This is a genomic window from Psychrobacter fulvigenes, assembly GCF_904846155.1.
Classification (GTDB): domain Bacteria; phylum Pseudomonadota; class Gammaproteobacteria; order Pseudomonadales; family Moraxellaceae; genus Psychrobacter; species Psychrobacter fulvigenes.
This window is the reverse complement of sequence record NZ_CAJGZP010000001.1, coordinates 2,193,177-2,205,584: the sequence shown is the minus strand read 5'-3', so window position 1 is coordinate 2,205,584 and position 12,408 is coordinate 2,193,177. Positions and strand designations below refer to the sequence as shown.

General features: G+C 45.8%; 13 protein-coding genes. 8 read left to right on the top strand and 5 right to left on the bottom strand.

Annotated features, from left to right (window positions below):
• Positions 1-89: 89 nt before the first annotated feature.
• The 5 genes from JMX03_RS09350 to JMX03_RS09335 all read right to left on the bottom strand — a co-directional run bounded on the left by JMX03_RS09350 (position 90) and on the right by JMX03_RS09335 (position 4,334).
• A protein-coding gene (locus JMX03_RS09350; RefSeq protein ID WP_201596136.1) for an IS3 family transposase occupies positions 90-1,644 on the bottom strand; the annotation gives its coding sequence in 2 pieces (ribosomal slippage) (positions 90-1,188 and positions 1,187-1,644; 1,557 coding nt in all).
• Between the two features lie 34 nt (positions 1,645-1,678).
• Positions 1,679-1,813: a hypothetical protein gene (locus JMX03_RS15175; protein WP_265090473.1), complete on the bottom strand. Its 135-nt coding sequence runs from the start codon at positions 1,811-1,813 to the stop codon at positions 1,679-1,681.
• A gap of 60 nt (positions 1,814-1,873) precedes the next feature.
• Positions 1,874-2,116, bottom strand: coding sequence for an exodeoxyribonuclease VII small subunit (gene xseB, locus JMX03_RS09345; protein ID WP_201596357.1), 243 nt, complete (start codon positions 2,114-2,116; stop codon positions 1,874-1,876).
• A 100-nt stretch (positions 2,117-2,216) separates the two neighbouring features.
• Positions 2,217-3,728, bottom strand: a complete 1,512-nt coding sequence (gene xseA / locus JMX03_RS09340; RefSeq protein WP_201596355.1) for an exodeoxyribonuclease VII large subunit — start codon at positions 3,726-3,728, stop codon at positions 2,217-2,219.
• A 237-nt stretch (positions 3,729-3,965) separates the two neighbouring features.
• On the bottom strand, positions 3,966-4,334 hold the full coding sequence (locus tag JMX03_RS09335; RefSeq protein ID WP_201596353.1) for a hypothetical protein: 369 nt from the start codon (positions 4,332-4,334) through the stop codon (positions 3,966-3,968).
• A gap of 535 nt (positions 4,335-4,869) precedes the next feature.
• On the opposite strand from JMX03_RS09335, the gene JMX03_RS09330 reads away from it, so the two are divergent.
• The 8 genes from JMX03_RS09330 to JMX03_RS09295 all read left to right on the top strand — a co-directional run bounded on the left by JMX03_RS09330 (position 4,870) and on the right by JMX03_RS09295 (position 12,327).
• The gene (locus JMX03_RS09330) at positions 4,870-5,523 is read left to right on the top strand and encodes an alpha/beta hydrolase (protein ID WP_201596351.1); all 654 of its coding nucleotides are present in this window, start codon (positions 4,870-4,872) and stop codon (positions 5,521-5,523) included.
• 222 nt (positions 5,524-5,745) lie between these two features.
• Positions 5,746-6,849 (top strand): cell division protein ZapE, encoded by a 1,104-nt coding sequence (gene zapE, locus JMX03_RS09325; protein ID WP_201596349.1) that lies wholly within the window; start codon positions 5,746-5,748, stop codon positions 6,847-6,849.
• An 88-nt stretch (positions 6,850-6,937) separates the two neighbouring features.
• Complete coding sequence (locus JMX03_RS09320; protein WP_201596347.1) at positions 6,938-7,621, top strand: nitroreductase family protein; 684 nt, start codon at positions 6,938-6,940, stop codon at positions 7,619-7,621.
• 144 nt (positions 7,622-7,765) lie between these two features.
• Positions 7,766-9,139, top strand: a complete 1,374-nt coding sequence (locus tag JMX03_RS09315; protein WP_201596345.1) for an NAD(P)H-dependent glycerol-3-phosphate dehydrogenase — start codon at positions 7,766-7,768, stop codon at positions 9,137-9,139.
• A gap of 21 nt (positions 9,140-9,160) precedes the next feature.
• Positions 9,161-9,619 (top strand): phosphohistidine phosphatase SixA, encoded by a 459-nt coding sequence (gene sixA, locus JMX03_RS09310; protein ID WP_201574338.1) that lies wholly within the window; start codon positions 9,161-9,163, stop codon positions 9,617-9,619.
• 142 nt (positions 9,620-9,761) lie between these two features.
• A complete protein-coding gene (gene gspL, locus JMX03_RS09305; protein ID WP_201596343.1) occupies positions 9,762-11,078 on the top strand; it encodes a type II secretion system protein GspL in 1,317 nt (438 codons plus the stop codon).
• A gap of 92 nt (positions 11,079-11,170) precedes the next feature.
• Positions 11,171-11,692 carry a type II secretion system protein GspM gene (gspM, locus tag JMX03_RS09300; RefSeq protein WP_201596341.1) on the top strand — a complete coding sequence of 174 codons (522 nt, stop codon included), beginning with the start codon at positions 11,171-11,173 and terminating at the stop codon, positions 11,690-11,692.
• Positions 11,693-11,805: 113 nt separating this feature from the next.
• The gene (locus tag JMX03_RS09295) at positions 11,806-12,327 is read left to right on the top strand and encodes a DUF4870 family protein (RefSeq protein WP_227695574.1); all 522 of its coding nucleotides are present in this window, start codon (positions 11,806-11,808) and stop codon (positions 12,325-12,327) included.
• The last annotated feature ends 81 nt before the right edge of the window (positions 12,328-12,408 follow it).

Genomic DNA, 12,408 nt, shown 5'->3' with positions numbered 1-12,408 from the left:
TTGCACCAAAGCTCTAGGAATCTCTCAAAACAGAAGTGTATTCGAAGTACTGCGGAGTTTTTCAAGGTAGTTGTCACCATCAAGCTAAATTAAGCGGCTTGTAATCTTTGCTGTTGTTGCTCTTTTACAGGGTTTAGCGTTGTTGGCCCTACAGGCTCGCAGTTCCTCACCTCCTGAGTTCCCCAGCGTATCGGGTTTTCATCTTTAGCGCGCTGCATCGTGAGCAGACGCTTCGCCAGTACTTCCTTATCCTCACCCGTATGGCGCTGATTGGGCGTCACAAAGTTAAGCTGACTGTGCTTATGCTCATTGTTGTACCAGCGCGTGAAGCTCAGCATCCATCGTCTTGCCGCCTCAACGCTTTTAAAGCCTTCGGTGGGCCAATTAGGGCGATACTTGCAGGTTTTAAATAAAGACTCTGCAAACGGGTTGTCATTACTGACACGCGGTCTGCTGTAAGAGGTGAGTACCCCAAGCTCATACGCTTTCATGCGCATGGTTTGAGCTTTCATCGGTGCCCCATTGTCTGAGTGTAGCACCACCCCAGTGTGCAATGCATTCTCACTGATTAAAGTACGCTCAAGCAGCTGAGCTGCCAGTACACCTGACTCGTGGTCATAAACCTCCCAGCCAACAATTTTACGGCTATAGACATCCTCTATCATGTACAAATAATAGAACTGACCCCGTACCGGACTTGGCAGATAGGTGATATCCCAGCAGAACACTTGGCAAGGGCCAGTGGCAGTAAAGGTCTTTGGGGCGCTTGAGGCTTTAGGGGCAAGTGCACGACCGCGGTGAGCCAATTGCTCATGCTGCCTCAGCACCCGATAAAAGGTAGACTCTGAGCCATGATATATCCCCTCATCAAGCAGGGTCGGTACAATTTGGGTGGGCGGCAGACTGGCAAAGCGGGGCTGATTGCACACGGCAATAATGGCGGCTTGTTCAGAGGCGCTCAGTTTATTCTTAGGAGCTTGGCGCACGGCGTCACACCGTTTATCACCATTCACGTGACCTGCGCGGTACCAGCGCCGATAGGTGCGGATGCTAATGCCAACTTCAATACAGGCAAGGTTAAGTCTGGCACCTGATTGATTGGTTTCTTGTATCCATGCGATGTATTGTTTGCGCTCTGGAAGCGAGGTCAGTCGTCCTCGCGCTCCTCCCAAAACGCATCCAGCTTTTTCGCAGTACCAGTAAGGCGGCAGTTTCAGCTAAAGCCTTTTCTTTTCGAGCAAGCTCTCGGGTGAGTTGTTTGATCTGTTTGCGATCGCTCTGCTGCTGACGCTTGTCTTTCAGGCTTTGTTGTTTGCTGCTGCTAAAGCCTTGTAAGGCGTCAGTACGCCACGCTTTGATTTGCTCAACATATAGGCCTTTGCTGCGGCAGTATTCGCTAAGTTCACTCTCGCTTAGGGTGGCCGTCTCTATAATGGTGGCAAGCTTGGTTTCGCTTGACCAGTCATCAGGGGTTTTATGGTTCGTTGGCATGGGGTGACCTTGTTCTCTAGCTTGGGCACGCCAATTATACAGGGTCTGTAATCCGATGCCTTCACTTCTTGAAACCTCGGCAACACTTAGGCTCAGCGGGGGTAGCAGTTTGCTGAGTATAGCCTGTTTACGTTCTTCGCTATATCGTGGCATGATGTGTCCTCATTGTCCCCTTTGGAATTATTATTTAGGGGTGACAACTATCCTGCCATAGGGGGACTGCACCAATTGTGTCTTTAGTATCCAACAAGGCTTTAATAGTTTTCAAATCAAAAGGCTCTGAAAAATCTCCGCCTAGCCTAGTATAATCTTCAATACTCATATAACACTCCTAAAAAAAGAACTAACTTATAGTAATCTTCTAAACACATTCTATTAGTTACTAAATATCGGTACTATCTACAGTTTCCTCAGCAAAAGCAGCATCTAGCGCTTGTTGTACGGCATTGATGCGGGTTTCGCAAACGCGATAAGCCACGATAGACTCTTCAACGGTTGTCATCAGATTATCAATATCTGGCTCGTCTTGTTGCTGTAATTCAGCAGCATTGGTTTTTAGAATATCGTAAGCCGCCTTAAAGGTTTTTGGGGCGGATTTTTTGCGTCGGCGAGTAGGAGTTGTCATGAGATTTCCTAATGTTCAAATGTAAGGTTAATAAAAAAGGTGGGTAAATAGTTATATTTATCCCAGCAGCGCTGTATATCTTATAGTAAATAGATTATGACTACTTGGCCACCACATCGATAATCTGCGCTTTTGCTTTGCCGTCTTTTAAGACGATGTGAATGGTCTGCTCGGGATAGAGCTGGGTACTACTCGTCAGTATTTGTTTGTCTTTTGCGTCAGTCAGCATGGTATAGCCTTGCTTTAGTACGCGAGACGGTCGATGCAAGAGCACGATATCACGCAGATGTTCACTGTCGCGCTGCGCTTGTATTAACTGATGTTGGGCAGTTTGCATAATGCTTGCTTGATAGTCTTTACTAGCAGTAGCAGCTATTGTTAATTGCTGATAAGCAGAGGCTTGAGTCTGCGAGCGCAGATCACTTGTTAATCTTGCGGCTTGCTTTACTTGGCGCTGGGCACTTTGCTGAATACTACGCCACGCATAGTCACTGTCTTTTTGCAGCGCGGTCAATTTTCCAATCGTTTGCGACTGTATTTGGCTCAATTGCCGCGATGTCTGTTGCTCCGCCACATTCAGTTGGCGCTGGGCGGTTTGTTTGATTTGCGCTTGGTACTGCAGCGTCTGAGTGACCAGCTGGGCTAAATGGCTACTGATGGCAGCGATGACTTTTGATGGGGTATCAAAGCTAGTATGTGCCACTTCATCTAAGATGACTTTGTCGCGCTCATGACCAATGCCGACCCACACCGGGATGGGCTGCTCAGCGACTAAGGCAGCGAGTTCATAATCATTGAGATAGGCCAAGTCACCAACGGCGCCGCCGCCGCGAATAATCACTAATAAATCAGGCAAGTGCTGATAAGTATCATAAAACTGCTGCTGAGCGCTGACGATTGCTTGACGAATCTCGCCTGGCGCATGATTGCCCTGAAAGGTAGCGTGATGATAATGGAAATGACAAGCACCTGTACTGGCTAAGCGATCGGCATCGGCTTGAAAGTCTCCTAACCCTGCGGCTTTTTCAGGGGCGATGACCAGCACATGCTCTATATCAAATGGAGTCGGTAGCTGTTGATTGAGATGTAAGAGTCCTTCACCCGTCAAGCGGTCAACCATTTCGGCATATTGCCGCGCCAAGTCTCCTAGCGTATAGCTAGGGTCGATATCTTCAATGGTGATTGAAAAACCATATTGCGCATGAAAACCTGCTGATACTTTTAGCAGTACTGTTAAATCACGCTCAAGCGGCATGCCCGTTGCGCGCTCAAACTTGGCTAAGACGCGCGCGGCTTTAAAGCGCCAGAGGTTACCACGGCAGCTGGCAATGACTTTACCGTCATCGTCTTTTTCTGCCAGCTCAAAGTAATAGTGTCCGCCTTTGCTAGACAGGTTGCGAATCTCTGCCTTTACCCATACACGGTGATTAAAGGTTTGCTTGATGACCATCTGAACCGCTGATAAATAATCACTGAGACGCAAGACGGTGTCTTCTAAATTGCCCTCAAGACTGTTTTCTTGCTCAGCAAGTTCGGCCTCTAGAGTCGCCAAATCTTTGGCAGGCGCTAAGACTTTAGCTTGTTTGAGGTTTGAGAGATTGGGTTTACGCATAATAGGAGACCAAAGAGGATTGAAACTTTATAGAAGCAAAATGCTGGGCTAAAGCCACAGCCTACACTAATAACTTTAGAATAGTTGAGAATGGGGTATGCTAGGCATTCGATAGGGTAGTTTACCGCAAAAGCGCGCACACAAAAAGAGAAGCCAATAAGCCTGCGATTCATATATTATTATTTTCGCAGACTTATTGGCTAAATGCTAAATAGCAATCGTTTTATTACTATTGGGTTACTGGCAACGGAAGTTGATTTTGTACTCATAATCATCATTACGCGACAAGTCTGGTGTACCAGTACCAAAGATGGAACCGATAACCGCACCAGCTTGTCCGACCATGCGACCAGTACGCTCATCTAAGACACCGTTATAGGTGACTTTGTCATCGACGATAATCACTTGTTTGCCACGGCAGGTTTTTTGCGCACTGTCTATCGCATTTTGCTGAGCTTTTACTTTGGTATCTGCGATGCCTGTTGTCTCATAAATAGAGTTGGCGCGCTGGATAACGGGAGATGAAGGCGTGCTTTGGCAAGCGCTCAAAGCGAGGGCTGCAGCTAAAGTAGCCGTTAAGGTTGCGGTTTTATTAAAACTGATCATAAAGTATTCCTCAAATTAAAAGTTAAGCATCTTAAGTGTAAATGACACAGGCGTCCTATCAGATACCCGTTAACAAACAGCAGTATGAATCTAACCTATTAGAGTCTTAAGTGTCTAGGCAGTTATTGTGTGTGGTATTGCGCTTATATTACCCGCCAAGTTTGCGCTGAATAACCATGAACGAAGAAAAGCCAAAGACGAGCAGAGTGCTATAGTTAGCTGAAAGTAAAACTGTTATATAGGTTGAAAAGCGCTACTGGGATAAGTTTTACTTGCGTGCTGCGTCCCCAGAGGCTGCGTAAAACTCATTCCAATAGCGCTATACTCTTTTTAGAGTGCATCGACTATAGCTGCTATGTTAAGTAGCGGTATGTAGCAACTTCTAGCAATCGTATTTTGCTACTCCATAGCATGGATTCAGGCAAAAAAGCCATATACCTCGTCAGTACACAGCAAATGACTTGAAATATAAACCATATCTAGGATAATTGAGAGATTCATTCTTAACTTTCACCCTCAATTAATAAGTAACTATATGCAATTAATTCCTGCTCCTGCTGGCGTGCTCGAAGTGGATGCGCTATGGCAACAAGACAATCCTAATGATCCGAACACTGATACGGTGGCGCTATTATGTCATCCCAATCCGCTGTTTGAAGGCACGATGAATAATAAAGTGGTCACGACCATGTATCGCTTTGCCCGTGATAATGGCATGCACGTGGTACGTTTTAACTTTCGCGGGGTTGGGCAGTCAACGGGTGAGCATGATTATGCTGATGGCGAAGTCGTAGATGCAATGACCGTGTTACAATGGATTGCAGGGCAAACCAATGCGCGCAAACTGTGGTTGGGTGGCTTTTCCTTTGGCGGTTACGTCACTGCGCGCGTCGCTGAGCAAGTCATAATAGCGCCGCATGTATGGGATTTGAGTGATTTTGAAATTGCTAAGATTGCCCTTATTGCGCCATCCGTCGAAAAAAATGACAGCAGTGACCTAAGCTTACCGGCTGATAAAACCTTTGAGATATATGGCAATGCGGATGAGGTGATTGATCCTGACAGTATGCAGGCTTTTGCCGAACGCTTAGGGATAGCTGTCAGTGTGGTAGAGGGTGCTGGACACTTTTTTCACGGACGCCTGTCTGAACTAAAAAAACTACTAGAGCAGCACAGTTTTGATGAATAATGGTCTTGATTAATGAGTATTTTGATTAATAAGTACTTCTATTCATAAGTAAGGTTTAAATTTAGCCGTGTTTTACCGTGCACAGTGGATTAGACTGTGCCAATCTAACAATTCAGCTGTTGTTATCTTATCAGTGTCAATACTGGGATAAAAGCTGACAGTGAGTGACGGCTGACGGTACAAACACATTTCTATACTATTTATTTAATGATGAGTCGCATTATGAGTTTATCTCCGTTGCAGCGTTACGAGCAAGCCATCAGCACTGATGAGTTTACTCGAGATGAACAGCAATATCAGGCCATGAGCTATCTTGATGAGTTATATCATCAGCTCAACAATAGCGCAGAGCAAAAAAAGGGCTTTTTTAGCTTTTTAAAATCTAAGCCCACCGCGCCAAAAGGTTTGTACATGTGGGGCGGAGTTGGCCGTGGTAAGACATGGATGATGGATATGTTTTATGATTCGTTGACCATTGATCGTAAGATGCGTCAGCATTTTCATCATTTCATGCAGCGTGTGCACCAAGAGCTCAATAAGCTACAAGGCCAAAGTGACCCCTTAGAAAAAGTTGCTGATATTATTTATGCAGAAGCAGTGGTTATCTGCTTTGATGAATTTTTTGTCTCCAATGTCTCTGATGCCATGATCTTAGGAGATCTGTTTACCATGTTGTTCAATCGTGGTGTGACTTTGGTCGCGACCTCAAACATTGAGCCGTCAGGACTGTATAAAGATGGCCTGCATCGTGACCGTTTCCTGCCTGCTATTGCTGAAGTTGAGCAGCATACCACGGTGATGAATATTGACTCAGGTATCGACTATCGTTTGCGTGTCTTGCAGCAAGCGGAGTTATATGAGTCACCCTTGACCAAAGCCAATCATCATTGGCTGGCTAACCGTTTTGCAAGCTTGTCCAATAATCAAAAAATCAGTAACGAGCCCATCATTATTAATGGCCGTGAAATAAAAGTGAACGCCCGTACTGAAGATATTCTATTTTGCGATTTCCGTCATTTGTGCATGGAGCCACGCTCAGCTGCGGACTTTATCGAGATAGCCAAGCAATTTAGTACGGTATTGATCAACTCAGTACCCGCATTAAGTGATGAGCTGCGCGATCCTACCCGCCGCTTCATTTATCTGGTTGATGAGTTTTATGATCGCCGTGTCAAATTATTGGTGCGAGCAGAGCAACCGATTCTTGAATTGTATCAAGGAGAAAAACTGGCGTTCGAGATTGAGCGTACACGCTCGCGGCTGCTTGAGATGCAATCAGAAGACTATCTAAAAATGGAACACCGTGTTGAGGTTGAAGTCGCGTAATGGATGATGGTTTCAAGCAAACGGTTATAGTCAATAATACATAATAACTAATAAATAATGACTAATAAATAATAACTAAGGAGAAGTCATGAGTATGTCTGAACAAACGGGCTCAGCTACGGATATAGATACTGACTTGGATAAGGGCGGTGTAGAGAGTGATGCGGAAAACGTCTTCGCTACTAACTCCCAAGTGACAGATGAACAGCTGATTAACTGGATCAAATCAAGACGCAGTATTGGTAATTTAACCATCCCCGCACCGACACCTGAGCAGATTACAGCGGCCGTAGATTGTGCCGTCACAGCTCCTGATCATAAAAAGCTGCAACCATGGCGCTTTATCGTTACTCAAGGCAACGCCCGTCATGAGCTGGGTCGTGCGCTTTTGGCAGCGGCAGAAGCAAAGGCGGCTAGAGAAGGAGTGGCGTTGTCTGAAAAAGATCAGCAGAAGACTTATAATATGCCACTGCGAGCGCCTGTTATCATTACTGTCACCACTCAAATGCAAGCGCATGAAAAAGTACCGCATTTTGAGCAATTGCTTAGTACCGGCGCTGCCGTGCAAAACCTAATTCTGGCACTAAAAGCGCAAGGGTTTAGCACAGTATGGCGTACTGGACTGCTCTGTAACGAGCCCGCAGTCAAAGCTTATTTTGATATTGGTGAAGATGATTATGTCAGTGCTTTTGTTTATACTGGCTCTACTCATTGTGATATGCCAATACGTAAGCCCATTGATCTTGAGCCGTTACTACGCTTTGAGTCTTAGAAATAACGCTAGCTAATCAAAGCCGTCACAAGTGACCAAAGCAGTAACAAATTAAGCTTAGGGCGCCACATAATGCTATACCTTTTTATGTAGACAGTATAAGCTGCATGAATAAAATAAGCCGAACGACACGGATACCTAGATATGACAAGTGCTAATACAGACAACACTGCTAATGACACTACTGATCACCCTACTAATAAAGAGTCTCTGGATAAAAAGTCGCTTAATAAAAAGCCTGCGGAGCAAGTGGATGTTGAAACAGATAGCAAGTCAGATACAGACAATGCGGAAAAGCCCAGTGGACTGTTGGCGGGTATTATTGATCGCGCTACCAAGTCAGGTCTCGGACGTAGAAAGTTAGATCCTAGTGTCGTTGAAGCAGATGTCGAAAAAAACATGCAGCAAATACGTGATAATCCAACCAAGCTGCGTCTGGCTTTTTTAGGTGGTGGCAGCTTCGGTACCGCGATGGCAAACTTAGCCGCTCGTAATGGGTGTGATGCCACGCTTTGGGTACGCAATAAGCGTACCGTTAAAGCCATGGCAAAGACTCAAACTAATAAAAAGTATCTGCCAGGCTACAAGCTTGATGATCGCCTTAAGTATAGTCATGACCTACAAGCGACGGTTAAAGATAAAGACATTATTTTTCTTGCTGTACCGAGCCTGGCCTTTCGTGAAACTCTGAGAAATATTGCACCCTTTATTACGGGTCAGTCGATTGTTTCTCTGACCAAAGGGATGGAAAAAGATACCTTTGCCTTGATGAGTGACATCATTAAAGATGAGTTACCAGAAGTGAACTTTGGTGTCATGTCAGGACCGAACCTTGCAATCGAGATTATGAAAAACATGCCGTCAGCGACGGTCATTGCGAGTGACTCAGAACCATTACGTCATGCGGTACAAGCAGCTCTACATAGTGCTTTTTTTCGTGTGTTTGCCAGTGATGATGTAAAAGGTGTGGAGCTTGGCGGTGCGCTGAAAAATATTTATGCGATTGCGATGGGTATGGCTGCAGCATATGATGTGGGCGAAAACACCAAAGCCATGCTATTGACACGTGCTTTGGCTGAGATGAGCCGATTTGGGGTTGAGACTGGCGCCAATCCGCTCACGTTCTTGGGCTTATCTGGGGTTGGTGATCTATACGCTACTTGTAGCTCAGAGCTTAGTCGTAACTACCGCATTGGGAACATGCTTGGCCGTGGCATGACCATCGATGCTGCCGTCAAAAAACTTGGACAGACAGCCGAAGGTGTCAATACCATTCAGCAGGTGCACGAAAAGGCTACCAAAGAAGGCATCTATATGCCTATCACCCACGCTTTATATGCCGTTATTTATGAAGACAAAGCAGCATTAGGCGTTGCCCTACATTTGATGGAGGCAGGTTTCCGTAGTGATGTGGAGTTTGTGATGCCACATGATCATAGTAACGCTGCACTGACTGCGCAAATGCAGGCGTCAACTGCTAATCCAGAAGATGACAACGTAGCCAAAGGCAAAGAATAACAGCTTAAATCAAGGAAGATTATGAAGATAATATTGATGCGTCATGGACAAGCCGAAGACATGAGTCGTTCAGACAGCACGCGCCAATTAACGGATTATGGACAGCAGCAAGCCACGCAAACGGCAGAGTATATTGTTGAACGTTATACGCCAGATCACTTCGTGGTCAGTCCTTACGATAGAGCTCAGCAAACGCTAGCTGAGCTGCAGTCGCGCGCGCCTGTAGTACCAGTCACTGTGCAGGACAATATCACGCCGTCTGACGATGCGCGTACGGCATTGCTTGAACTTGGTCATGTCGAAGCAGAGTGCTTGGTGGTGGTTTGTCATATGTCTATCATTGCCTATCTTGCCAGTTTGCTGACGGGTGACAGCCCTGAATCATTTGCCTTGGCTGAGGCGCGGGTGTTTGAGATGGAATTTGTGATGCCTGGCATGGCCACTGAAATCGATCGCTTTGTGCCGCAGCAGCCGTATTGATGCTATTGGTTGAATTGATTTAAGCAGTTGTTTGAGCAGCCAGAGTTTTTTAATAAGACACTTTAAGTGCGAGACTTTAAATATAAAGTAAGGCCTTAGCCGTTTAATCATTGGCTTCATAAGTTAAGTAAGGACACGTTTGGTGTTACATGTTTGGTTAAGAGCGCAGCATAGCCCGCTGGCAGTTTGGCATGCTGAAACACAAAAGTGGCAACCTGTTAGTGGTTGGCAGCAGCTTGACGATACTTATAATAAAGGTAAAAACAGCCATAAATCACTCTGTCTTTATTTTCCTACCAGTCATCTATTGCATGTAGATACTGAGCTTAGTACGGCTCAGCTCAAGCAGTTGGGCAATACTGGCAAGCAATATCTCTTCGAAGAAACCTCACTGACAGCAGTTGAGCAGCTGGCGGTGCGGCAGCTTAGCCATGCTCATACACAGCATCTATATGCACTGGCTCAAAGTGACATTGAAACTTGGCAGCAAAGTGCTGCGCTGGTCGGTATGAGTATCAGTGCGCTACTGCCTGACTTTTTACTACTGCCCATTCCTGAAGAAGGAGCAGGGCAGCAAGTAGTTTTGTATCAAGATCAACACACTGCCTTATTACGACAGTCGCAGCAGCAAGGCATGGCAATCAGCTATTTGCCTTTAATTCTTGAGCGCTTGCCACATTTAAGTGAGGTCTGTGCGCTCCCACCCATTGAGTCGTCTGAGGCGGTTGCAGTTAGCGCTTTTGCAGGGTATGAACTTGATGATTCAGTTGACAGCAATATTGATTTGCAAAAACCAATCGCAAATATGGCGGCACAATCGCAAATCGTCACAGAGACCGCTGCACTATTGGCTGAGCAACAGATTGTTTTCACTACATTGCCTACCACTCCCATACCTGTAGAAAACCCTGAACGCCACGCATTAAATTTCTTTGTTAAAACCTCGGACTCACAACTATCCCCTTATCTACGTGTGGCCATGATGGTCGCTTTGTCGGCACTGCTATTGCAGATTGCCGCGGATGGTTTACAAGTCTATCGTTATAATGCCGCTGCTGATGCGACACAGACAGCCGTTGCAGCGCAGTATCAAGCTTGGTTTCCTAATGAGGTGCTAAATACTAGCCGCACCAAGCTACAAGTGCAAATGCAGCCCAAGCTACAAAGCGGCGATGCAGCGTCGGCGTCACATATAGCAGTGCTGGCGCGGATATCACCCCTTATTAAACAGTCCTCTTTGCATGCGCAGGCGTTGGTTATGGAGCCACGGTTGCTGAGCTTTACATTAATAGCGCCAGATCGTAACAGCCTTGATCAGTTTACCAGTACGTTGACGGCGCAAGGGGTAGCAGCCACCTTAGAACGTGTCGACAGCAATGAGCAAGGTCAGTTTAGCGGTCAAGTCACAGTGAATGTCACCGATGACAGCGCTACGAGTAATGGCCTTGCAGCGTCTTGATACTGCAGCTTGAGTCAACATAAAATATAGCAGTTGGCTAGTTATCTATAAATACGTAAAACTATACTCCATTCATTAAGGTCAAACAGGTAATGAGTTTACTACAGCGCCAAGCCAAGCGTACTGAGCCACTCACCAATGCGTTATGGTCGCGTTGGCAAGCTCTATCATCACGTGATCAAATGGCACTGAGCATATTGCTGGTATTTTTATTGGTGTTCGTCGGTGGTTATGGTGGCTACAGTGTGCATCAGGCGGCAAAAGACAGTAAGTCAAACTATCAGGAGCAAGTTGCTGATTATTTTTGGTTGCGTGCGCAAGCAGACAATATTGACCCAAGTGCACTAAGTGTAAATGATGCACAGGATGGCGCTAATGCGATGCCACCTGCTAGCCGCATAAACACCATCTTACAAAACTCAGGTATCGATAGTGCGCAAGTCATTGCTGCTAATGAAGGAGGGGTACAGTTCAGCTTCAGTCATCCTAGCCAAGCAGTCGTCAGCGCTGCGCTTGGTAAGCTTGAACAGCAAGGGTGGCAGTTCACTCAGCTATCGATGCAGCAAGACTCAGCCACCAGACAAATCCAAGTACAAGCCACGGTCGCTCTTTAATCGTTGCTACATACTGGCTTGTAAATAATAGCTGTTGTACTACCTGTCTTGAAAACTGTACGCTTTGCCACAATACAATGCTTAGTGGCTAATGCCAGTTATGGATATCTATTATGAACCAATCTCCTGACTCTAATTCTGATGAGCGTTTAGATTATCAGACCTCAACGACCGAGCCTGTTGTCGGCACCCAGTCAACCCATGAGCTTATGCGCCAAAGGCGAGGGCCGTCATTGACGCAGCAAGAGCAACGCTCCCTAGTGACATATAACCACGTCACTTATTTGCTCTATGTCGTCAGTTATTTCACAGCAGGTATCTTATGGATTTTGCCTATCTTTATGAATTATGCCAAACGCCGTGAGGCTGATGGTACTTGGTTGGCGACACATTTTGACTGGCAGATTAAGACCTTTTGGTACAGCATTGTGTTTTTTGTCATAGGATCTATGCTGATATTATTTGCACTAGGAGGACTGGGCGTGAGTGTCATGGCAGATAGCGGTAACTTAGCAATAGGTTCTATTGTGCTAACGGGTCTTGGTATCATGATTATAGCGTTCACTTTTATCTGGCACCTGTACCGTATTGTACGCGGCTGGATTGCGCTTACTGACAATCGCCCTGTACCTTAAGCGCTCTATACTTTGATATTAAGCGCTTGTTAAGCTTGTTACGTATGAAACTTTGGTCTTATTTCTGTTAAGCTGATATAA